Here is a 20,573-nt window from a genome sequence, read left to right on the forward strand (position 1 = left end):
CGGTGGTCCACGTACCGGCCGGCGTCACAGAGCAGCTGCGCCCGCGCCCGCTCGAAGGTCTCCGGCGGCGCAGCGCCCTCCCACACCGTCCGTTCCCGGCCCCGTCGCGCAGGGAGCACCAGCTCGCCCCGGCAGTCGACGGACCCGGCGAACGAGTCGCCCGGGTCCGGGCCCGTGCGGTCAGGAGGAACCCATGGCCTTCTTCAGTTCCGCCGCGGCGTTGCGGTAGACCGGCAGCAGATCGAGGTCGTCCCCCGGATAGTTGACGATCTTCACCTGCTTGGCACCGGAGTCCGGCAGCACCGCGCCGGTGGACATGTGTGCGTTGTCCAGCACCAGCGACGGCTTCTTCGCCGCGAGTTCGGCGAGCTGGGCCGGGGTCACGGCCTCCGGCCCGTACGTGCCCACCGTGGTCGCGCCCGCGAGCTTCGCCGACCACGCCGTGAAGACCTGCGTCACGGCGGACGGGCTGCGGCCGCCCGGCCAGCCGGCTTGCAGCTCCTTGTTCAGCTTCGTGTACTCGGCGTCGAAGCCGGTCTTCCACTGCGCGGCGGCATCCGCCGTGCCGAACAGCCCCGCCAGACGGCCCACTTCGGCGGACACCTTGTCGGGGTCGTTGTCGAGCTCCACCTCGACGAGCTTCGCCTTGGACCCCGCCGCCTCCTTGATCTTGGCGGCGTACGGCTCGAACGGCGCGTACAGCACGAAGTCGGCCTTGGCCACGGCGGCGAGGTCCGAGGGCTTGGGGTCGTAGTCGGGGGCGTGGTGGACGGACTGCGGCACGATGACCTGGATGTCCTCCGCGCCGGCGGCCTTCGCGAAGGCGCCCTCCCACGTGGTCGTCACGACCACGGTCGGCTTCCCGGTGCGCGGCAGATCCGGTCCTTCGCCGGACGTGGACGAGGTGTCGTTCCCGCAGCCGGCGGTCAGGAAGAGGGCCGCGCTCAGTGCGAGGACGGCAGGGATGCGGACGCGGGTGCGCGCCATGAGCTGATTCTCCGTTCGGGTATGAAATGCACCGCGAGGACCAGTGCCCCCGCGGTCAGGACGAGGACCGGGCCGGGCGGCCAGTCCAGCCACAGGGCCAGCAGGAACCCCGTCAGGTTCACCGCGACGCCGATGCCGACCGCCCACAGGGTGATCGACTTCAGCGAACTGCCCAGGCGGCGCGCGGCGAGTGCGGGCAGCAGCGTCAGCGCGTCGACGAGCAGCGCGCCGGTGAGTTTGATGGCCCCGGCGACCGCGACGGCGACCAGGACCAGGAGCACGGCCGTCAGCACCCGCACGGGGACGCCGGAGCACAGGGCGAGTTCGCGGTCGTACAGCAGCAGCCCGATCTCGCGCCGCCGCCACCAGAACAGGCCGGGCACGGCGACGGCGAGGACGCCGAGGACGACGAGGTCGGGCGTGCCGACGGACAGGATCGACCCCCACAGCAGGGCGAAGGCGCCGGAGGCGTTGACTCCCGCCACGGCCAGCAGCAGCAGCGCCGCCGCGATGGCCAGGCTCATCAGCAGCCCCATCGCCCCCGAGAGGCCGTCCGGGGTACGGGCGAGCGGGGCCACGCCCGCGCCGGCCAGCGCGCACGCCACCAGCGCGCACAGCACGGGGTCGAGTCCGGTGAGCAGGCCCACGGCGATGCCCAGCAGGGCCACGTGCATCATCGCGAACCGCACCGGCATGATGTCGAGCCCGACGATGACGACACCGATGACCGGCAGTCCGACGGCGGCCAGCAGAAGTGCCGCTCCCGCCCGTTGAACGGGCAGCAGCTGCAGCAGTTCACCGAGGTCCGCGGTGGCCAGGGTGGTCACCGGACCACCCGCAGCCGGCCCGCGGCCATCTCCAGTACGCGGTCGCAGCGGTCCGCAAGGGCCCGGTCGTGCGTCACCACGATCAGCGTCACCGGCAGGGCGGTGAGCACGTCCGCGGCCTGCGCCTGCCCGTCGAAGTCGAGGGCGGCCGTCGGCTCGTCCGCCAGGAGCAGCTCGGCGCCCGCAGCCACGCACCCGATCGCCCGGGCCAGGTACATGCGTTGCAGCTGACCGCCGGAGAGGGTGTGCAGGGGCCTCCCGGTCAGCGCGCCCACCCCGAGCCGGTCCGCCGCCTCGGCCGCTTCCGCCGGGGCGTGGCTGCCGGCCAGCAGCTCACTGCCGAGCAGGGGGAACCGCCCGGCGGCGGGCTTCTGCGGGATCCAGGCGCAGGCCCGGCGCCGCCACGCCCACTCGGCGGGGGAGCGGCCCTCCCGGCCGCCGACCAGGATCGAGCCCGCCATCTGGCGGTGCAGACCGAGGACGGCGCGCAGGAGGGTGGACTTGCCCGAGCCGTTGGTCCCGGTCAGCGCCACGCGCTCACCGGCGGCGATCTCCAGGTCCACGTCGGCGACGGCCTCCACCCGGCCGTGCCGGCAGACGACCCCCCGCATGCGTACGTCCAACCCGCCCATCACACGCCCCTCGATCGTCCTCGACTGCGCGGGACGGCGCGGCTCCGCCTCCCACGTGCCAGTAGTCGGACGCGGGGCGTCCGGGGTTCCCGCCGGCCTGAACCGATTGCGCCGGGCCGCGCGCGGGTGCCCTTTCGGGCCTGCCGTCCGCGTGCCGGTCCGATCCCGGCATGCCCATTCGGTAGGTTTCCTACGGGTTTCTTGAGGTTCATCCGGGTTCTGGCGGAAGGTGGACGCGATGGGCAGCCCTCAGCAGGTGGCGCACGTGCGCAGGAACGTGTGGACCCTGCCGGCCGACGACCTGACGCTCGCCCACTACGCGGCGGCCGTCGCCGAGATGAAGGCACGGGACCCCGACGACCCCACCGGCTGGACCTACCAGGCGGCCGTCCACGGGACGGACACGACCCCCACGAGGCCCCTGTGGAACGGCTGCAAGCACGGCTCGTGGTACTTCCTCGCCTGGCACCGCATGTACCTCTGGTACTTCGAGCGGATCGTCCGCGCCACCGTCGTGCAACTGGGCGGCCCGGCCGACTGGGCGCTGCCGTTCTGGGACTACGACGCCGACCGGGAGCAGGCCCGCATCCCCCCGGCCTTCCGCGACGAGGAGGGCGGCGCCAACCCGCTGTTCGCCGAGCGGGCGAACGGGATCAACCAGGGGGAACCCCTGCCCTTCGAGATCACCTCCGCGGCCTACGCGATGGGGCGCACCCGGTTCGTCGGCGAAGCCGAGTTCGGCGGGGGCATCACGCCGAACGGCAGCACCTTCTGGAACCGCAAGGGCGCCCTGGAGGACACCCCGCACAACGCCGTGCACAGCCACATCGGCCGCTGGATGGGCAGGACCGGCACGGCCGCGCTGGATCCCGTCTTCTGGCTCCACCACGCCAACATCGACCGCCTGTGGTTCCTCTGGTCGAGCCGTACGGGGCACGACCATCCCGACGACCCGCGCTGGATCACCCAGGAGTACAAGTTCTTCGACGCGGACGGCAGCCAGCAGAGCCTGGCGGCCTCCGACATCCTCGACATCGCCGGCCGGCTGGGCTACACGTACGAGCAGCCCGTGCCGATCTCCCCTCCGGTGCCGCTCCCGCCGTCCATGACGAGGTCCCCCGTGCCCCAGATGCCGAGCGGTCCCGTCGACTCGGGGCCGACCCCGCCCAGGCGGCGCGAGATGGCCGGTTCGTCGGAGCGGCCCGTGCTGCTCGTCGGCCGCACCGCGAGCATCGCCGTACCGATCGACCGGCGGACCACCGGACCCCTCGGCGCGGCACTCGGCGTCGCCGCCCCCGACAACGACCGACGCGTGTACCTCAACGTCGAGGACATCGAGGGCGAAACCAACCCCGACACGGTCTACGGCGTCTACGTCAACCTGCCCGAAGGCGCCTCGCGCGAACAGGCGGAGGGACACCGCGTCGGCAACCTGTCGTTCTTCGGCATCGAGCGGGCCCAGGACCCCCGGGGCGACGAGCACCCCCACGGCCTGCGGGTGAGCGTCGAGATCACTCCGCTCGTGCGCAGGCTCCAGGCGGACGGGGCCTGGGACGAGGCCCGTCTGAACGTGACGTTCCGTCCGCTCGGACGGGGGGACGCCGCGGACGCGGAGGGCGAGGACCCGCCGGTCGAGATCGGGCGCGTCAGCCTCAGCTACACCTGATGGCGCCGCTGGGCGAGATGCGGGCGCGGCCCCCGCGGACGGCGCCCGCGCCGCGCCGGCCACGGCCGCGCCTCTGCCTCCCCTTCGAACTGGCAGCCGTCGCCGCCTGGATCGCCGTGATCGCGCTGACCGTGACCGGGGCGGGGGCGGCGGGCGATGCGCCGCACCACCACACGGCACCGTCGCACGCGGCCCACGCAGCCCACGCGGTGCCCGGCCCCGGAGTCTTCGGCGGCCTGCCGATGTGGGCGCTGATGTGCGTCGCGATGATGCTGCCCGCGGCGCTCCCGGCGCTCGCCCACGTGGGCGCCAACAGCCTGCGGAGGCGCCGGCAGCGCGCGATGGCCGGCTTCGCCGCCGTCTACCTGGCGGTGTGGACCGGCTACGGCGCGCTGCTCCTCGCGCTCGCCCCGCTGTGGTCGCGGCTGCCCGCCGACGCCGTCCTGGCCTGCGCGCTCGCGCTCGCGTCCGGCTGGCAGCTGACGGTCCACAAGCGCCGCGCCCTGCGCGACTGCCACCGCTCCTCCCCGCTGCCGCTCAGCGGCCTGCCCGCCCTGGCGGGCACCGGCCGCTTCGGCCTGCGCCACGGCGGCGCCTGTCTGCGCTCGTGCTGGGCGCTGATGCTGGTGATGGCCGTCGCCGGCGGGGGTCCGGGCATGCTCGGCTGGATGGCGGCACTCACCGGCATCGTCACCGCGGAGCGGTTCGCCCGTACGCCGAGGCGCTCGGCGAGCCTCGCCGCCGCGGCCCTCGCGGGGGCCGCACTGGCGGTCGCCCTCACACCGGCCCTGAGCTGAGGTGCCTCAGGCAGGCAGGTCCTGGAGGTTCAGCTGCCAGGACACGCCGAAGCGGTCGTTCACCCAGCCGAACCGGGCGCTGAAGCCGTACGAGCCCACGGGCATCAGCTCCTTGCCCCCGTCGGCGAGGGCCGCGTAGAGGCGGTCGAGCTCGGCCGGGGACCCGCACTCCACGAAGAGCGAGACCGCCGGGGTGAAGCCGAACTCGTGCTTGACGTAACTGTCGATGCACATGAACCGCTGTCCGGCGAGCGAGAACGTGGCGCGCAGCACGGTGCCCTCCTCGCCGGGACCGTCGGCGCCGTAGCGGCTGATGTCGATGACCTCGGAGTCGTCGAACAGGGAGGTGTAGAAGGTCAGCGCCTCCTCCGCCCTGCCCTCGAACATCAGGAACGTGGTGATCTTCTGGGGTGCCGAGGCCATCGAGGCTTTCCTCCGGGTGACGGGGCGGGTGCTGCGGGGCGAGGCCAGGACACGGCGCCGACCATGCCGGGACAGCGGCGGCTACACAGGGTGTCCGTCGGCGTCGGTGTGGTCCTTCTGGGTGGAGAACTTGTTCAGGAACACGTCGTACCGGCCGTCGGGGCGGCGGGTCAGCGTCGCCCCGTCCTGCCAGACGCCGTTCTCGGGCCACCACGGGCTGCCGAACGGGTCGCCCTGGTTCTGGTGGATGTTGTGCACTCCCAGACCGGTGTCGAAGGGCTCCCCGAAGACCAGCACCGGACGGCCGACGACCAGCATCGGCTCGAAGGCCAGCGCGGCGTCGAGATTGGTCCCCGACGACCACGGCCGGGAGGTCTTCACCAGCCGTTCGAGCAGCTCCCGCACCCGGTCGGGCAGCCACGAGGGCCAGACCGGCCCGCCCCGCAGCCCCGGATGCCGGATGTAGTCGAGGGCGCCGGACCCGGCGGTACGGGCCAGCTCGTGGTACCCGGGGGCCGCCGCGGCCACCGGGCCGAGCGCGGAGGCGTCCACCGTGAACACCTTCCACTGCACACCGGTCGCCGATTCGTGACTGTCCACGTCGACGGCGCACTTGTAGCGGCCGGTCGGCGTGTCGACCCGGAGATTGACGTGGAACCACGCCCCCTCCGTGTCGGGGGTGTCCCGGAAGTGCTGGTGCAGGGTCCCGGAGAGGACCCCGTAGTGCGCGAAGGGCATGGTCCCCAGTGAAGCACCGGGCCGCACGACGGGCAGCGCGACGCGCGACAGCGGCAGGTGCCAGCCAGGAGGGTGGTTGTGGCCGGCGGACGAGAGGGACCCGGAGCCGGGGCCGGCCCGGTCCCCTACTGTCGACGACGCGCGGCCCGTTCGGGCCGTGCACGGTGTTCACACAAGAGGTCGAAGCTTCACGAGTCTCAGCATCCGCAACCAGATCGCAGGCACCGTCACCGCAGTCCCCGCCGACGCCGTCGAGGCGCTGGGCCTGGCCGCCGGCTCGCCCGTCGTGGCCCTGGTCAAGTCGACCGAGATCTCCTCGCCACCACCTGATCCGCCCTCAGATGCCCGGTGACGTCGTGAGGGGTGTGCGGATTGCGCTTGCGGGATGTACCAGTCGGGAAAGACGGCAAATGAGCCTGAGCCCGGGGACTGGCCTGGCAAATGCCGTACTTGCCGGTGGCTCTGTTCGTTTGCCCGGGCCGATGTCGGTGCGTCGGGATAAGGTCCCCTCAAGTCCCGCACATGCGAGGTCCTCAAGGGGGAGATCAGTCATGAGCAGCACGGATAGCGCCAAGCACGAGGGATTCACGGCCGAGGAGCGGGCCGCGATGAAGGACCACGCCCAGGAGCTGAAGACGGCGGCGCGCCGCAGTTCGCGCGCGGACAAGGCGGCGGCCGCCGAGCAGGACGTGCTCGCGAAGATCGCCGAGATGCAGGACTCCGACCGGATCATGGCCGAGCGCGTCCACGCCGTCGTCACGGCCTGCGCCCCGTCGCTCGCGCCGAAGCTCTGGTACGGGATGCCGTCCTACGCCCTGGACGGGAAGGTGGTGGTCTTCTTCCAGAGCGCGGAGAAGTTCAAGGCCCGTTACGCGACCCTCGGGTTCAGTGACCTGGCGAAGCTGGACGAGGACACGATGTGGGCGGCCGGCTTCGCCCTGACCGAGGTGACGCCCGAGGTCGAGGAGCGGATCGCCGGGCTCGTGAAGCGGGCGGTGGGCTGAGCGGGACTGCGCAGACCGGCCCGGTCCGCCGTCGTCACGACGGCGGACCGGGAGCCCCGGTGGCGTTCCGTCAGTAGGTGGGGCAGATGTTGGCCTGGACGGTGGCGAGGATGAGTGCGCTCTTGGTCGGGCCGAAGCCATTGGGGTGGTCGGGGCCGATGAAGCGCTGCTCGACCTGGGCCACGCGCTTGGTGGGGTCCTTCTCGTCCTTCATGGCGGCGCACTGGTCGCGTCCGCGGCTGATGGCCTTGTCGTCGTTGCCGTTCACGATCGCGGGGTCTATGCCGTTGAGGGTGGCGAGGTAGATGACGCGCTTGTCGCCCGTGGGCTCGGGCGGTACGCCGGCGGCGTCCGCTGCGCCGGTGGTGGTGGGCGAGGCCGTCGGCGTGGTGGCGACGGGCGTGGGTTCGGCGTCGCTCTCGGGCTCGCTGGTGCAGCCGGTGAGGGCGAGGAGTGCGACGGAGGCCAGCAGCGTGGCGATCTGGGGTGTGCGCATCCGGACATGGTGGCGCCGGGCACCGCGGAGGGTGTGCCCTGTGACGCAGCTGTGACGCGCGCAGTCCCGGAGGCAGGCGTGCGAGCGCCTATCGGGTCGGCTCGGGGACGGTCAGTACCACCGTGCGGCCGTCGGGGTCGGTCAGTGTGTGCCGACCGGGCGTCCGGCCCTCCGTGTCGGGCGCCGGCGCCGTCAGGCCGAGGCGCAGGTAGCCGCTCTCCGGGCGGCGCGTGGCCGGGTAGAGCTCCAGCACGCCTCCGTCGGCGAAGGCCGCCGCGTAGTGGTCCGGCCCGTCGCCGTGCTTCTCCGGTACGAGGTCGAGGCCGAGGCCGGCGTAGAACGCGCGGCACTCCTCCAGCCGGGTCGTGTAGATCACGAGCAGGTCGATGGTCATGAGGCGCCGCCCGCGGGGTCGGCGGGTGTGTGGTGGTGCACGGTGAAGTTCGGCATCCCTTCCCTTCCGTCGAGTGTGATCTTCCGTCAAGTCGGGCCGGGCGGGTTGACGGAGCGGATGCGGAAGGTCCTGGGGCCGTACGTGGTCGCCGCGGACGCCGACTTCCGTGACGGCGCGCTGTTTTTCCGGACCACCGACGGCCACGACGCGGGGATCGACGTCAACGAGGTCTGCCCCCGACGTCAGCCGCTGCCCTCCGGGCCGGTTCTTCGACGCGTCGGCCCACCTCGTGGACCGTCTCGGGGCGAGCGTGGTTCCCACGGACCGGCCGGTGATCCCGGCCGCGTCCTCGAAGCCTGCCTCACGGTCAGGGGCGGGCCGGGGGCATGTCGTAGGTGACCCACATGGTGCGCGTGGCCACCTGGTCGTACTTGGCCCTCGCCCGGTGGTTGTCGTCCGCGGTGATCCAGCGGACCACACTCCAGCCCCGTTCGGCCGCGAGCTCGCGCAGCGCGCCCAGCAGCAGGTCGGCGGCGCCCGAGCCGCGGTGTTCCGGCGCCACGAACAGGTCGTCGAGGAAGCAGCCGACCGTCGCCGAGAGGGGCCTGGCGAAGGGGCGGAAGTGGGCCAGGCCGAGGAGCCGGCCCGCGGTGTCCTCGGCCACCAGGGCGCTGACCTCATGGGCCGGGTCGGTCACCCACGACCAGGCCGTGGCCGCCGCATCCTCGGTCTGCTCCACCTCGTAGAAGTCGGCGTAGCCGCGGTACAGGGTGCGCCACTGCGCGAAGTCCCCGGGCCGTACGGCGCGCACGGTGATGTCGGACATGGGGCTGGACTCCTGTGGTCGAAGGGTGCGAAGTATCGATCATGCTGGAGTCCCGCCGGGAAGGCAGCTGCCGCGGTGTCGAAACGGGGACGGCCGCATCGCCACCGTGGACGATGGCGCGGCGGCCGGGTCAGCCCTCGGGCGTGCTGATGTTGACGAGCCAGGTGATGCCGAACCGGTCCGTGCACATGCCGAAGACGTCGCCCCACATCTGCTTCTCCAGCGGCACCGAGACCGTGCCACCACCGGAGAGGCGGTCCCAGTAGCCGCGCAGCTCGGCGGCGTCCTCCCCGCTCACGCTCACCGAGATGTTGTTGCCGGGGTCGTGCTGCCTCCCGGGAGGGTTGTCGGCGCCCATGAGCGTGAAGCCGCCGGCGGTCTCCAGCATGCCGTGCATGATCTTGTCGGCGGCGGCGACGGCAGCGTCGTCGCCGGCGTCCGCGCCGCCGAAGTCGCCGTACGTGTTCAGCGACAGCGTGCCGCCGAAGACCTCCTTGTAGAACTCCATGGCCTGCCGGGCGTCGCCGTCGAAGTTGATGTACGGGTTGAGGCGTGAGGGCATGGCATCCCCTTCGTGGTGATATGCGGTCGTTTTCAGGTTAGGTGAGGCGGGAGCGGCGCGCCGGCAACCGTGGTGGACTCGGCGACGCCCCGTCACCAAGCTGTGAAGCTTCGGCGGGACCCTGGTGCCAGGCCCGCCCTTACCGGCCCGGCCCAGCCCGCGCTCGCCGCACCTCATCTGGGGGAACACCATGAGCATCGTTCGCAGAACCGCCGTCGCCCTCACCGCCCTGTCCGCACTGGTACTGACCGCCTGCGGGCCCACCGGGGACGACGCGGCGGCCGGCACCGGTGGGCCGTCCGCCGGCGCGACCACGAGCGCGTCCCCGTCCGGTTCCGCGTCGCCGTCGAAGTCCGCGACACCGCCGGCCAAGCCGTCGAAGTCCGCCGGTTCCCCCGACGCGAGCGCGTCGGCCGATCCGGACTTCGACGTCTTCCCGTGCAGCACCTACGACGTGACGTTCACCGCGAGCCTGGCGGAGCCCACGACCAGCAGCTACCTGCTGAAGATCACCAACAAGGGGACGAAGGCGTGCAGGGCGCTCGGGCACCCGGTCGTGACCTTCGGCGCTCTGGACGGGCAGGCCACGGAGCGGGGCAAGGCCCCCGGCATCGAGGACGCGATCCGGCTCGACCCGGGCGAGTCGGCCTACGCCGGTCTCATGGGCGGCGCCGCCGACGGCACCGGCAAGACCGTCGACTCGATCGCCATGACCATGAGCACCGAGTCGGATCTGGCACAGACCCCGCTCAAGGCGGCGACCCCCGGCCTGTACGTGTCCTCCACCAAGAACTCCGTGACCCCCTGGATGGACAACGCGGAAGACGCCCTGAGCCTCTGAGCCTGCAACCCTGACGGGTGACCCTGACCGTGCTGCGCCGGGGGGTGGGCCTGACGACCGCCCGCTGCGCGGCACGCTCCGCACCGGCACGCCCGCCGCTGCGGAGCGTTCGCGCGACTAGGTCGAAGTCAACGCGCGGTTCCGGGAATCCCCACATCGGGGGATCCGCTCCCCGTCGCCCGCGTGTGCGCGCCGACCGCTCCTGCGCAGGTGCTACACAGCGGCATCCACCCGGAGCAGACCCGAGGAGCGGACGGATGATGCAGAGCCCGGCGGGCCACCGCCGCACGGAAGGCGGAGCCGCCGTAACGGACGCGCACGCGGACACGGAGGCGGACGGCGCCGCGGCCCAGGCCGCGCTCGCCGGCGCGACCGGGACGGTGATGGCCCTCGTGCCCTGCACGGCCGAGAGTGCCCGGCGTGTCCTCGGCGACGCGGCGCGCGCGGCGGGCGTCACGCTCCGGCTCATGGCGCGCACCGTCATCGCGACGCGCGCCTGCCCCGCGGACGTGGACCCGGACTGCGAGCGGGCGTTGCGCGCGGCAATCGGGCACGCCCGGAGCCGGCAGCCCCCTTCACCGCCCGCCCCGGGAACGCTCCTCCCGGCCCCGGACGTCCTGCGCGGACACCTGAACCACCTGAGGGCCCTGCGCCGCCGTACGCTGGCCGCGCCCGACGACCCGGCGCTGCGCGCCGCGCTCGACGACGCCGCGTACACGCTGTGCGTGCTGATGGGACAGCGCAACGCCCACAGCGCCCTGCTCGCCGCCGAGGAGCGCGTGGCCGCTCACCGGCTTCCCCCTCACGTGGCCCCGGGCGGCCCCGCTTGATCCGCTTGATCCGCGTGATCCGAGCCACCGCCGCCCAGTGCCGCCACGGCCGTCAGCAGCCGGTCCCAGAACAGGTCCGCCCGTAGCCCGACGGCGACCCGGGCGTTCGCCGGCAGCCCCAGCGTGCCGTGCAGGTCCACCACGGTCGCCCCGCGCGTGTGGCGGCCGTGGAGTTCCACGTCCACGTGCGCGTCCACGCAGGTGACCAGCTGCGGGTCGATGACCCGGGCGACCGCGACCGGGTCGTGCACCGGCGGCGCGGGGAAACCCCACAGACGCCGGTAGGTGCCCGCGAAGAAGCCCAGCAGCTCGGCGCAGATCCGCCCGAGGTCAGTGTCCAGGGCCTCGAAACGGGCGACGACCTCGGGCGTCGCGAGGGCCTGATGGGTGACGTTCAGGCCGCACATGGTCACCGGGACGCCGCTGCGGAAGACGATGTCCGCGGCCTCCGGGTCGGTGTGGATGTTGAACTCGGCGGCCGGGGTCCGGTTCCCCCGGTCCGTGGACCCGCCCATCAGCACGATCTCCCTGATCCGCCCCGCCAGCTCGGGGTAGCGGGTCAGCAGCAGGGCGATGTTCGTCAGGGGCGCGGTCGGCACCAGGGTGACCGGCTCCGGGTGCCCGGCCAGGATCCGCCGCAGCAGCTCCACCGCGTGCTCGGGCTCGGCCGCCAGGGACGGCTCGGGGAAGCGGGGGCCGTCCAGCCCCGACACCCCGTGCACGTCCTCGGCGACCCGCAGCGGCTCCACCAGCGGTCCCGCGCACCCCGCGGCGACCGGAACGCCGGTGATGCCGGCGGCGGTGCACACCCGCAGGGCGTTCAGCGTGGTCTTCTCCACGGTCTGGTTGCCCGCCACCGTGGTGACGGCCAGCAGGTCCACCCCCGGGTCGCCCGCGGCGAGGAGGATCGCCAGGGCGTCGTCATGCCCCGGATCGCAGTCGATGACGATGGGAACGGGAACGGGAACGCTCAAGGCCGGACACCTCTCCTCGGTCCGCAGCCGCCGCGGCGCGGGCCGCCGGCTCCAGTGTGCGCACCGGGAAGCCGGCGCACAGCGCCATCGTCAGCCCTTGTCCCATACGACGAGGTCGAAGGTGCCGCGCGTGTCGGGGGCCCGGCCTATAGTCCGTTTCGTCCGTTTGTGTTAGGAGTGGGTCCGGTGGGGCACCCGTCCTGCGACGGGACCGAGTGCCGGGGCGGCGATCGGAGGAGCGGTGCGATGACCACGAACAGCCGTGACGTGTTCGGCGTGCCCTGCTGGGTGAACCTCACGGCCCCCGGTCTCGCGGAGGCTGAGGAGTTCTACGCCGGGGTGCTGGGCTGGACGTTCCGTGCCACCCGGCTCGGTGAGAACTTCCGCGTCGCACTCCTGGACGGCCGCCCCGTCGCCTCCGTCGGCGCGTTCGCCCCGGAGTTCGGCGTGCCGACCGCCTGGACGCCGTACTTCGCCGTCGACGACGCGGAGGTGACCTCCGCCCGCGTCCGCGAGCGGGGCGCGACGATGGCGGTCGGGCCGCTCGCCTTCGCCACAGGGAGGGCGGCGCTGGCCGCCGACCCGTCGGGAGCGGTCTTCGGCTTCTGGGAGGGCGAGGTCGTCCAGGAGTGGCACGCCGGGCAGGAGGACGCGGCCGCGTGGGTCGAGCTCCGCACCCGCGACGCCTTCGCCGCCGCGGTGTTCTACGGGGAGGTCCTCGATTGGGGCTGCGACCGGCCCGGATGCTGCGACGTCGCTTACGAACACGACCACGTGGTGGTGCGCCGCGGCAGCCAGACCGTCGCGCGGATCGACGCCGGAGCCGTGGAGAACGCCCCCGAGCCGCAGGTCCGGCCCCGCTGGCACGTCCATTTCGCCGTGGCCGACCTCGACGGCGCCGTCGACCGTGCGGTCCGCCGCGGTGGAGCGGCCGTGACCCCCGTACGGTATTCCCCGACGGACCGCCGGGTCACGCTCCGGGACCGGGCCGGGGCCCTTTTCACGGTCAGCGAGGAAACCGACTGAACCGGGCCCGGTCCGCGGACCCCGCCAGGACCCGTCCGGCATCGCGGCGAAGGCGCGCCGGAGGGGGCGCTGGTCGGAGCTCCCGCGGCTTTCTCGTCGTCGACGAGGACTGACTCCTCGGCAGTCGGGCAGCGATCCGGCCGCGGCGGGGGACAAGGTGGCGGACGCGGGCCGGCTCCGGAGTCCGAGGGATCGGGCGGCCCCGGCGGCCGCCGCCGGCTTCCCGGGTCAGTGCGACGACGGGGTCAGCACCACGAAGTCCGCGCCCGCCGGGTCCAGGCAGACGGCCAGCCGGCCGACGCCCTCGGCGTCCTCCGGCCCCATCTGCACGCTGCCGCCGTTCCCGGTGACGGCGGCGACCGCGGCGTCGCAGTCCGTGACGGCGAAGACCGGGTGCCAGTACGGCTTCCCGCCCGCCGTGGCGAGCTGCTCCGCGGGCAGTTCCATCACGCCGCCGTGCATGCGTTCGGCCGCCTGACCGGCGGGGGTGACCAGGGCGTACGTACCTCCGCCGCCCGGCAGTTCCATGTCGCTGTACCACCAGCCGAAGACCCCGCCGTAGAAGTCCTTGGCGGCCGCCGCGTCGCTCGTGCAGAGCTCCGTCCACGACAGCGAGCCCGGCTCGTCCACCAACTCGACGCCCTTGCTGGTTCCCGGCTGCCATACGGCGAACTGGCCTCCCAGCGGGTCGCTGTACTGGGCCATCCGCCCCCACTCGTCGAGGTCCCTGGGAGGCACCCGCACCGTGCCGCCGGCGCGCTCGACGGCTCGGGTGGTGGCGTCCGCGTCGGGGACGCTGTAGTAGATCATCCAGGCCGGCCGGGCACCCTCCTCGGTGAGCTTGCCGAGCCCGGCGACGATCTTCCCGTCCTTGCGGAACATCCCGCCCTCCATGTCCTCCCCCTCACCCATGGACTCGTAGTCCCAGCCGAGCACGGCGCCGTAGAACGCCGCCGCGGCGGGCACGTCGGGCACGCCGAGGTCGATCCAACAGGGGGCGCCGACGGCGAAATCAGTGGTGATCATGGTGTTCCTCCCGCGCGGCGCGCTACCGGAGCCGCGCTACTGGAGCTTGGACAGGTCGACCGTGTCGGCGGGTGCCGGGGGCTTGGGCCGGACGGGCTCGTCGAAGGCGGAGAAGGTGGCCTCCACGCGCTCGCCGGAGGCTTTGGCGCCCTGGATGCGCAGGAGGTAGGGCTCGTCCTGCGTCGACACCTGGTAGGTGCCCGTGTCACCGTCGCGCTTGCCGGTGACCGTGATGGCCGGACGGCCGCCGACGGTGGTGGTCGAGCCCTTCGTCAGCTGCTCGTTCACCGGTTTCGAGGAGAACTCCCTCTTGAAGTAGTCGAGATCGCAGAACTGGGCGAAGTCGCGCAGCATGATGTTGTCCGTGGTGCCGTGCAGGTAGCGGCCCTTGAGGAGCGCGATCGCGTCCTCGGCCGCGCCGCCCGGTACCTGGGCGCGCAGCAGCTCGTCGTCGAGCTTCATCCACACGTCGTTGCCGCGTTTGACGACGGCGGCCTTGCCGGAGCCGCCGGGAGGCGTGACGGTGCCGACGCAGTTGCCCGCCTCGTCGAAGCGGATGTCCAGCGCGGTGGTGCCCGACCCCTCGGTCACCTTGGCCACCATGCGCATGGACGTGACCTCCGACATGGCCTTGCGGGAGGCGTCGGCGATGGCCTGCGCGCTCTTGTCGGCCATGCCGTTGTCGTCGGCCAGAGCGGCGCCCGCGCCGACGCCCGTGAACATGATCAGACATACGGTTCCTGCAGCCGCACGGCGGACCGCCGCTGCTGCCCGGGGTGCGGACATCGGGCGTCACCTCCCTCGGACCGCCGCCGGGTGGCACCAGGTGTCACGCCGCCCTCCGGCGAGGCCGGTCACCGGTTCAGCGTAGATCCGCACCACGGCCACCGCAGCCCGGGCACCCGCCGCCCGCCGGGCGCCGGTGCGCGGCCTCGCCCCCGGCGCCGTTGTGCCGCCTCAGCCGCCGACGATCCTGGCGACCTTGCGGACGTCCTCGACCAGCCTGGCCTGCAGGAGCGACTCCGCTTCGCCGACCGGTCCGTCCCCGCCGGCCATGACGGCGGCCGTGAACGCGGCCAGCGCGTTGCGCACCTGTTCGTCCGCGGGCATCGCCAGCTCGGTCAGCCGGTCCTGCTGCTGGAGCCGGACCACGGGCTTGAGCACCTCCGGCGGGGTGTGCGCCCGCTCCACCGAGATCCGTCCCGCGCCGCCCCACAGCGCGTAGCGCGACCGGTAGGAGTGGCGGAAGCCGAACCGGCCGGGACTCTGCCGTGCACCCGGAGCCGGCCGCCTTCGACCCGGCCCGGGAACGGGCCGCGGAGCCCCTGGTGTTCGCCGAGGGCCTGCCCACGTCGCTGCCAGCCTCGACGGCGCGGTTCCTCGCGGAGGCCGGGCTCCGCGCGCTCGCGGCCGAGGTCCCGGGCCTGCGTCCGGCCGGGCCCGTCCTGCGGCGCCTGCGGTCCGGTGTCACCGGGGCGGTTATCGAGATGCCCGTCGCCCGCTGGATCCTCACGGTGCGTGACGATCCCTTTGGTCGTGTGACTTATACGGGTCATAGTAGAGATACTATCTTTGATCTAACAGGTCTGATCGGAAGGTAGGGGCCTATGGCGGAGTTAAGTGATCTGCGCGAGGCGAACCGGGCTGCGGGAGCACCGGACGGCTCGGCAGGCGAACGAGTGATCGACATCCGCGGACTGCGTATGCGGTACGGGTCCAAAGACGTGCTGAACGGGGTCGACTTCAGTGTCCGCCGGGGCGAGGTGCTCGCTCTGCTCGGGCCGAACGGCGCCGGGAAGACGACGACCATCGAGATCATGGAGGGGTTCCGGACGCGCTCGGCGGGCGAGGTCAGCGTGCTCGGCGTCGATCCGGCCAAGGGCGACGAGGAGTGGCGCGCCAGGCTGGGCGTCGTACTCCAGTCGTGGCGCGACCACGGCAAGTGGAAGGTCCGGGAGCTGCTGGCCCAGCTGGGGGCCTTCTACCGGCCCTACTCCACGCCCGAGCGGCCGCGTCCGCGCGACGTGGACGAGCTGATCTCCATGGTCAGCCTGGAGGAGCAGGCGGACCAGAAGATCGGGTCCCTGTCGGGCGGCCAGCGCCGCCGGCTCGACGTCGCGATCGGCATCGTGGGCCGCCCGGAGGTGCTGTTCCTGGACGAGCCCACCGTCGGGTTCGACCCCAAGGCGCGCCGCGACTTCCACGACGTGGTGCACCGGCTCTCCGACCTGGAGGACACCACGATCTTGCTCACCACGCACGACCTGGACGAGGCCGAGAAGCTGTCCGACCGCATCCTGATCCTCGCCGGGGGCCAGATCGTCGCGGACGGCAGCGCCGACCAGCTCGCCCGGCAGACGTCGGGCAAGGCGGAGGTCCGCTGGAGCCTGAGCGGCGAACAGTTCGTCCACGCCACGCCCGACGCCAGCACGTTCGTCCACGAGCTGTTCAAGCAGCACGGCGACCGGGTCCGCGACCTGGAGGTGCGCCGGGCCAGCCTGGAGGACACGTACATGACCATGGTCCGCCAGCACGAGGCCGGCCGGTCCGAAGAGGCGATCGCCGCCTTCCGGGAGGCGGGCCGATGAATCCCACCCTGTACGCCGTGCGACTCGGTCTGCGCCGCGGCTGGACCGAGTTCAGGCAGAGCGTGACGTCGCCGGGCGACATCATCTACTACCTCTTCCTCGGGGGCGTCTTCCTCGGGGTGCTGTTCTTCATGCGGAACTCGACCGTGGAGGGCACCGACCTGTCGCTGGCGACGCTGACCATGCCGAGCATGATCGGCGGCCTGCTTGCCTTCCAGGCCCTGGGCGGAGCGGCGTTCGCGCTGGCGGCCGAGCGGGAGGACGGCACGCTGCTGCGGGCCAGGACCGTCCCGCAGGGGCTCGTCGGCTACATCGCCGGCCGCGTGCTGGGCATCGCGCTGAGCACCCTGCTCACCCTGGTCATCATCCTGGTGCCCAGCGTGTTCCTCTTCGACGACCTGATGACCGGGGACCTCGCCAAGTGGCTGAACCTGGTGTGGGTGCTGGCCCTCGGGCTCCTCGCCACCCTGCCGATCGGCCTGATCATCGGCGCCATGGTGAAGAACCCGCGCGGCGCCAACACGTGGGGGATCTTCCCGACGATGGGCCTGATGGCGATCTCGGGTATTTTCTACCCGATCACCTCGCTCGCGGGCTGGCTCCAGGGCATTGCGCAGTTGTTCCCCGTGTACTGGGTGGGCCTGGGCACCCGTGCCGCGCTGCTGCCCGACGCGGCGGTCGCGGTCGAGCTCGGCGACTCCTGGCGCAGGCCCATGACCGCGGTCGTGCTGCTCGCCTGGGCCGTCGTCGCGCTGGTGATCGCACCGAGGGTCCTGGGCCGTACGGTGCGCGGCGAGACGGGTTCGAAGGTCGAGGCCCGACAACAGGAGGCATTGAAGCGCGTTGGGTGACAAGGAAACCGGCGGCAAGCGCGCGTCGGCGCGCCGGGGCACGTCGGCGGCGGAGCCGGAGACCGGGGCGGTGGCCCCGCGGTCCGGCTCCGGCACCGACACGCCCGCGGCGGGCTGGCGTTCGAGCGGCGAGCAGGGCCGTCCGCGCGGCGGCGCCGCGAACGAGACGGTGCACAACCGCATCGCCGTGCTGCGGGTCGAGCGCGCCATCACGCGCAGGCAGCTCGCCGACGCCCTCGGGGTGCACTACCAGACGGTGGGCTACCTGGAGCGCGGCGAGTACAGCCCCAGCCTGCACCTCGCCCTGAGGATCGCGGAGTACTTCGAGGTACCGGTCGAGGTGATCTTCTCGACCACCCCGTTCCCCCGGATCGGGAGCACTCCGCCCGCGTAGGCGGCAGCACACCGCGGCCGTCGGGGCACATACACCCCGACGGCCGCGGCGCACCGGACCCGTTCTAGCGCGACCGGTGTTCGGCGGTGAGCCGCTCCAGGACCGGGACGACATCGGCGGGCGACGGCGTGGCGAGGACCTCCCGGCGGAGCCGGTCGGCGCCGGCACGGAACGACGGCTCCTGCAGCACCCGGACCAGCGCGGCGCGCAGCCCCTGCGGGGGCAGCGCCTCCGGATCGATGCACAGCCCGGCGCCCGCGTCGCGCACCCGGTGCGCCTTGGGGACGTTGCACCACATCTTGTCCGGCACGATCACCTGGGGCACGCCGTGCGCCAGCGCGGTCTGGAGGGTGCCCGAACCCCCGTGGTGCACGCTCGCCGCGCTGGTCGGCAGCAGCGCGTCCAGCGGTGCGAAGTCGACGACCCGCACGTTGTCCGGTACGCGCCGGCCCGGATCGAGCTGGTCCGCGGTGAACGTCGCGACCACGTCGACGTCCAGGTCCGCCACCGCCTCCAGCAGGTCGCCGACCGACGTCCGGTCGGTGCCGACCACCTCGCGGAACGACCTGCCGAGGGTCAGGCAGACACGGGGCCGGCGGGGCGGCGGCTCCCGCAGCCGGTCCGGGACCTGCGCCTCGCCGTTGTACGGCCCGTAGCGCACCGGCACGGACGGCAGGTCGACCGGCAGCCGCAGCGACGGCGGAACGGGATCGATGGTCCACTGCCCCACGACCAGGTCCGGTGAACTCCCGACCGCCGCAGGATCCGGTCCATCCACTCCTCCAGCGGATCCTCCCGCAGCGCCGGCGGCAGTCCGGCCAGCCCCCGCAGGTCGTGCTGGCGCATCAGCCCGACCAGGTCCAGGCCGAACATCAGCCGCGCGTGCGCCGCGCCGCTGATCCGCGCCGCGAGCGCGCCGGGGTAGTACTGGAACTGTTCCGAGAAGCTGCTGGACGAGCTCCGCCTCGGGGAACTCGACGTGCGCTCCCGGTACGACTTCAGCTACGAGGGGCTCGGCCGCGTGGAGCAGAGCGTCTTCCGGCTGCTGAGCATCCTCCCGCCCAGGCGGTTCACCGCCGATTCCGTCGTCGAGCTCCTCGGCAGCGACAGCCGCAGCGTGGAGCACCTGCTCCAGCGCTTCGTCGACAGCCACCTGATCAACATCGTCCGGTGGGAGGACGGCGGGGCCCGCTACGAGTTCCCGGAACTCACCCGCGTGTAGGCCCGCGAGCGGCTGCTCGACACCCTCTCGGGCGATGGACCGCAACACGAGGGCATCTGGCCGGACCGCCGCCGGTGCTGACCTCCCGTTCCCTCTTCCGCAACCACACCCGCCCGTTCGGTCCGTTCGGTCCGTTCGGTCCGTTCGGTTCGTTCGGTTCGTTTCCGACCCTCAGCCCCAGACGGCCTCGGCCCACTTCCGGTTGACGGTCCTGCCCGCCTTCGCCTGCTGCTTCTCCGTCGGGAAGGTCGGTGTGCCCTCGACCGTGGGCAGCTTCTCCGCCAGGCTCTTGTCGAGGGTGCCGTTCTCCTCCATGGACTCCATGAGGACGGGGCGCGCGTACGCCCCGAGCCGGAGGTTCTGGCCCTCCGGGCTGAAGAGGTACTCCTGCCACAGCCTCGCCGCCGCGGGGTGCGGGGCGTCCTTGTTGATCCCCTGCGCGTAGTACTGGGCGAAACTGCCGTCGAAGGGGATGGCGGTGTGCCAGTCCACGTCAGCGCCCTTCCTGCGGAAGTCGTCGGCGTATCCGAGGTTGAGGAAGTCCCAGTCGATGCTGATCGGGGTCTGCCCCTTCTCGATCGTGGCCGGGGTGGATTCAACCGGGATGAAGTTGCCGCTCTCGCGCAGCTCCGCGAAGAAGTCGATACCGGGCTGAATGTTGTCGAAGGAGCCCCCGTTCGCCAGGGCCGCGGCGTATACCCCGGCGAAGGCGGAGCCGGACTTCGTGGGGTCGCCGTTGAGCGAGACCTGGCCCTTGTACTCGGGCCTGCGCAGATCGGCGAAGGTCGAGGGGCAGGTCTTGACGCGCTCGGCGTCGCAGCCGATCGAGACGTAGCCGCCGTAGTTGTTGTACCAGCGTGCCCGCGGGTCCTTCTGTTCGTCGGGGATGTCGTCGTACGGGGCGACCTCGTACGGAGCGAGCAGGCCCTGCCGGGCCGCGGCCGGACCGAAGGTGCCGCCGACGTCGATCACATCGGGGGCGGTGCCGTCGCGCCGGTGCTCCTTGAGGGCGTTGACCTCGTCCTGACTGGAGCCCTCCGGATTCTCCACCGCGACCTCGATCCCGTACTTCTTCTCGAAGCCGTCGATCAGCGCCCCGTAGCCCGCCCAGTCCCTCGGGAGCGCGATGGTGTTGAGCGCCCCCTCCTTCCTGGCCGCCGCGGTCAGTGCCGCCATGCCCCCCGCGTCCGCGGCGGAGGTGGCCACCGCGGGCGCCCTGGGCGCGGCGGGGGGCCTGTCTCCGCAGGCGCCGAGGGGCCCCGCGGCGAGGGCGAGGCAGGCGGCGACGGCGGCTGTCCGGAGACGAGGTGCGGGCACAAAGGCTCCATAACGGGCGGCACGTACTGATCCAGGCCAGCGTACGTGCGGCAGCCGGGCCGGCGCAGTCCCGGCGGGTCGCGTCCGCCGACTGTCCTCCGGCCGACGTACCGGAGCCCTCTCGGAACGCACCGGACCCCTCGGAACGCGCC

Annotated in this window: 27 protein-coding genes and 1 pseudogene; 12 read left to right on the forward strand and 16 right to left on the reverse strand. The window is 72.6% G+C overall.

Features of this window, described 5'->3' with window-relative positions:
* Positions 1-180 precede the first annotated feature (180 nt).
* Genes ACZ3X1_RS18190 through ACZ3X1_RS18200 form a run of 3 tightly spaced genes read right to left on the reverse strand, consistent with a single transcriptional unit; the run spans position 181 to position 2,446 of the window.
* Positions 181-987 carry a metal ABC transporter solute-binding protein, Zn/Mn family gene (locus ACZ3X1_RS18190; protein WP_467280254.1) on the reverse strand — a complete coding sequence of 269 codons (807 nt, stop codon included), beginning with the start codon at positions 985-987 and terminating at the stop codon, positions 181-183.
* On the reverse strand, positions 945-1,814 hold the full coding sequence (locus tag ACZ3X1_RS18195) for a metal ABC transporter permease (RefSeq protein WP_362622804.1): 870 nt from the start codon (positions 1,812-1,814) through the stop codon (positions 945-947). Before ACZ3X1_RS18195 ends, ACZ3X1_RS18190 begins: the two co-directional genes overlap by 43 nt.
* Positions 1,811-2,446, reverse strand: a complete 636-nt coding sequence (locus ACZ3X1_RS18200; RefSeq protein ID WP_356814421.1) for an ATP-binding cassette domain-containing protein — start codon at positions 2,444-2,446, stop codon at positions 1,811-1,813. The genes ACZ3X1_RS18195 and ACZ3X1_RS18200 overlap by 4 nt, the downstream gene beginning before the upstream one ends.
* Before the next feature lie 238 nt (positions 2,447-2,684).
* Here ACZ3X1_RS18200 and ACZ3X1_RS18205 point away from each other — a divergent pair, with 238 nt between their 5' ends.
* Together ACZ3X1_RS18205 and ACZ3X1_RS18210 are read left to right on the forward strand one after the other, a co-directional pair.
* Positions 2,685-4,112, forward strand: coding sequence for a tyrosinase family protein (locus tag ACZ3X1_RS18205; protein ID WP_467280255.1), 1,428 nt, complete (start codon positions 2,685-2,687; stop codon positions 4,110-4,112).
* Positions 4,112-4,909, forward strand: a complete 798-nt coding sequence (locus ACZ3X1_RS18210; RefSeq protein WP_467280256.1) for a copper chaperone — start codon at positions 4,112-4,114, stop codon at positions 4,907-4,909. Before ACZ3X1_RS18205 ends, ACZ3X1_RS18210 begins: the two co-directional genes overlap by 1 nt.
* 6 nt (positions 4,910-4,915) lie before the next feature.
* Here the strand turns inward: ACZ3X1_RS18210 and ACZ3X1_RS18215 are convergent, their stop codons facing one another.
* Positions 4,916-5,332: a VOC family protein gene (locus ACZ3X1_RS18215; protein WP_467280257.1), complete on the reverse strand. Its 417-nt coding sequence runs from the start codon at positions 5,330-5,332 to the stop codon at positions 4,916-4,918.
* A gap of 81 nt (positions 5,333-5,413) precedes the next feature.
* Entirely contained in the window at positions 5,414-6,070 is a 657-nt protein-coding gene (locus ACZ3X1_RS18220) for a DUF2278 family protein (RefSeq protein ID WP_467280258.1), read from the reverse strand.
* Between the two features lie 157 nt (positions 6,071-6,227).
* Here ACZ3X1_RS18220 and ACZ3X1_RS18225 point away from each other — a divergent pair, with 157 nt between their 5' ends.
* Positions 6,228-6,422, forward strand: a complete 195-nt coding sequence (locus ACZ3X1_RS18225) for a hypothetical protein (protein ID WP_467280323.1) — start codon at positions 6,228-6,230, stop codon at positions 6,420-6,422.
* Between the two features lie 199 nt (positions 6,423-6,621).
* Positions 6,622-7,074 carry an iron chaperone gene (locus ACZ3X1_RS18230; protein ID WP_356814427.1) on the forward strand — a complete coding sequence of 151 codons (453 nt, stop codon included), beginning with the start codon at positions 6,622-6,624 and terminating at the stop codon, positions 7,072-7,074.
* A gap of 70 nt (positions 7,075-7,144) precedes the next feature.
* On the opposite strand, the gene ACZ3X1_RS18235 is transcribed toward ACZ3X1_RS18230, so the two are convergent.
* The 4 genes from ACZ3X1_RS18235 to ACZ3X1_RS18250 all read right to left on the reverse strand — a co-directional run bounded on the left by ACZ3X1_RS18235 (position 7,145) and on the right by ACZ3X1_RS18250 (position 9,352).
* On the reverse strand, positions 7,145-7,570 hold the full coding sequence (locus ACZ3X1_RS18235; protein ID WP_467280259.1) for a DUF732 domain-containing protein: 426 nt from the start codon (positions 7,568-7,570) through the stop codon (positions 7,145-7,147).
* Positions 7,571-7,658: 88 nt separating this feature from the next.
* A complete protein-coding gene (locus ACZ3X1_RS18240; RefSeq protein ID WP_356814429.1) occupies positions 7,659-7,964 on the reverse strand; it encodes a VOC family protein in 306 nt (101 codons plus the stop codon).
* A 367-nt stretch (positions 7,965-8,331) separates the two neighbouring features.
* Positions 8,332-8,790: a GNAT family N-acetyltransferase gene (locus ACZ3X1_RS18245; protein ID WP_467280260.1), complete on the reverse strand. Its 459-nt coding sequence runs from the start codon at positions 8,788-8,790 to the stop codon at positions 8,332-8,334.
* 130 nt (positions 8,791-8,920) lie between these two features.
* On the reverse strand, positions 8,921-9,352 hold the full coding sequence (locus ACZ3X1_RS18250) for a VOC family protein (protein ID WP_362622781.1): 432 nt from the start codon (positions 9,350-9,352) through the stop codon (positions 8,921-8,923).
* 190 nt (positions 9,353-9,542) lie between these two features.
* On the opposite strand from ACZ3X1_RS18250, the gene ACZ3X1_RS18255 reads away from it, so the two are divergent.
* The gene (locus tag ACZ3X1_RS18255; RefSeq protein ID WP_467280261.1) at positions 9,543-10,193 is read left to right on the forward strand and encodes a DUF4232 domain-containing protein; all 651 of its coding nucleotides are present in this window, start codon (positions 9,543-9,545) and stop codon (positions 10,191-10,193) included.
* Between the two features lie 257 nt (positions 10,194-10,450).
* A complete protein-coding gene (locus tag ACZ3X1_RS18260; RefSeq protein WP_467280262.1) occupies positions 10,451-11,023 on the forward strand; it encodes a DUF5133 domain-containing protein in 573 nt (190 codons plus the stop codon).
* Here the strand turns inward: ACZ3X1_RS18260 and ACZ3X1_RS18265 are convergent.
* A complete protein-coding gene (locus tag ACZ3X1_RS18265) occupies positions 10,996-11,997 on the reverse strand; it encodes a nucleoside hydrolase (RefSeq protein WP_467280263.1) in 1,002 nt (333 codons plus the stop codon). The genes ACZ3X1_RS18260 and ACZ3X1_RS18265 overlap by 28 nt on opposite strands.
* Positions 11,998-12,243: 246 nt before the next feature.
* On the opposite strand from ACZ3X1_RS18265, the gene ACZ3X1_RS18270 reads away from it, so the two are divergent.
* Positions 12,244-13,023: a VOC family protein gene (locus ACZ3X1_RS18270; RefSeq protein WP_467280264.1), complete on the forward strand. Its 780-nt coding sequence runs from the start codon at positions 12,244-12,246 to the stop codon at positions 13,021-13,023.
* Positions 13,024-13,251: 228 nt separating this feature from the next.
* On the opposite strand, the gene ACZ3X1_RS18275 is transcribed toward ACZ3X1_RS18270, so the two are convergent.
* The 3 genes from ACZ3X1_RS18275 to ACZ3X1_RS18285 form a co-directional block, all read right to left on the reverse strand.
* On the reverse strand, positions 13,252-14,049 hold the full coding sequence (locus tag ACZ3X1_RS18275) for a VOC family protein (protein ID WP_467280265.1): 798 nt from the start codon (positions 14,047-14,049) through the stop codon (positions 13,252-13,254).
* Positions 14,050-14,085: 36 nt separating this feature from the next.
* On the reverse strand, positions 14,086-14,772 hold the full coding sequence (locus tag ACZ3X1_RS18280) for a hypothetical protein (protein ID WP_467280266.1): 687 nt from the start codon (positions 14,770-14,772) through the stop codon (positions 14,086-14,088).
* A 234-nt stretch (positions 14,773-15,006) separates the two neighbouring features.
* Entirely contained in the window at positions 15,007-15,240 is a 234-nt protein-coding gene (locus ACZ3X1_RS18285) for a hypothetical protein (protein ID WP_467280267.1), read from the reverse strand.
* An 80-nt stretch (positions 15,241-15,320) separates the two neighbouring features.
* On the opposite strand from ACZ3X1_RS18285, the gene ACZ3X1_RS18290 reads away from it, so the two are divergent.
* The 4 genes from ACZ3X1_RS18290 (at position 15,321) to ACZ3X1_RS18305 (ending at position 17,882) form a co-directional block, all read left to right on the forward strand.
* The gene (locus ACZ3X1_RS18290) at positions 15,321-15,650 is read left to right on the forward strand and encodes a hypothetical protein (protein WP_467280268.1); all 330 of its coding nucleotides are present in this window, start codon (positions 15,321-15,323) and stop codon (positions 15,648-15,650) included.
* 102 nt (positions 15,651-15,752) lie between these two features.
* On the forward strand, positions 15,753-16,637 hold the full coding sequence (locus tag ACZ3X1_RS18295) for an ABC transporter ATP-binding protein (protein WP_356811813.1): 885 nt from the start codon (positions 15,753-15,755) through the stop codon (positions 16,635-16,637).
* Positions 16,634-17,488, forward strand: coding sequence for an ABC transporter permease (locus ACZ3X1_RS18300; RefSeq protein ID WP_030957368.1), 855 nt, complete (start codon positions 16,634-16,636; stop codon positions 17,486-17,488). Before ACZ3X1_RS18295 ends, ACZ3X1_RS18300 begins: the two co-directional genes overlap by 4 nt.
* On the forward strand, positions 17,481-17,882 hold the full coding sequence (locus ACZ3X1_RS18305; protein WP_467280269.1) for a helix-turn-helix transcriptional regulator: 402 nt from the start codon (positions 17,481-17,483) through the stop codon (positions 17,880-17,882). Before ACZ3X1_RS18300 ends, ACZ3X1_RS18305 begins: the two co-directional genes overlap by 8 nt.
* Before the next feature lie 64 nt (positions 17,883-17,946).
* Here ACZ3X1_RS18305 and ACZ3X1_RS18310 read toward each other — a convergent pair whose 3' ends face one another.
* Together ACZ3X1_RS18310 and ACZ3X1_RS18315 are read right to left on the reverse strand one after the other, a co-directional pair.
* Positions 17,947-18,660, reverse strand: coding sequence for a nucleotide disphospho-sugar-binding domain-containing protein (locus ACZ3X1_RS18310; RefSeq protein WP_467280270.1), 714 nt, complete (start codon positions 18,658-18,660; stop codon positions 17,947-17,949).
* Between the two features lie 50 nt (positions 18,661-18,710).
* Positions 18,711-18,755: pseudogene (locus ACZ3X1_RS18315) on the reverse strand (hypothetical protein); the annotation flags it as partial.
* Between the two features lie 106 nt (positions 18,756-18,861).
* Here ACZ3X1_RS18315 and ACZ3X1_RS18320 point away from each other — a divergent pair.
* The gene (locus ACZ3X1_RS18320; protein WP_467280271.1) at positions 18,862-19,104 is read left to right on the forward strand and encodes a hypothetical protein; all 243 of its coding nucleotides are present in this window, start codon (positions 18,862-18,864) and stop codon (positions 19,102-19,104) included.
* A gap of 171 nt (positions 19,105-19,275) precedes the next feature.
* Here ACZ3X1_RS18320 and ACZ3X1_RS18325 read toward each other — a convergent pair whose 3' ends face one another.
* The gene (locus ACZ3X1_RS18325; RefSeq protein WP_467280272.1) at positions 19,276-20,421 is read right to left on the reverse strand and encodes an ABC transporter substrate-binding protein; all 1,146 of its coding nucleotides are present in this window, start codon (positions 20,419-20,421) and stop codon (positions 19,276-19,278) included.
* Positions 20,422-20,573: the final 152 nt, after the last annotated feature.

This window comes from Streptomyces sp. NPDC023541 (genome assembly GCF_055559995.1).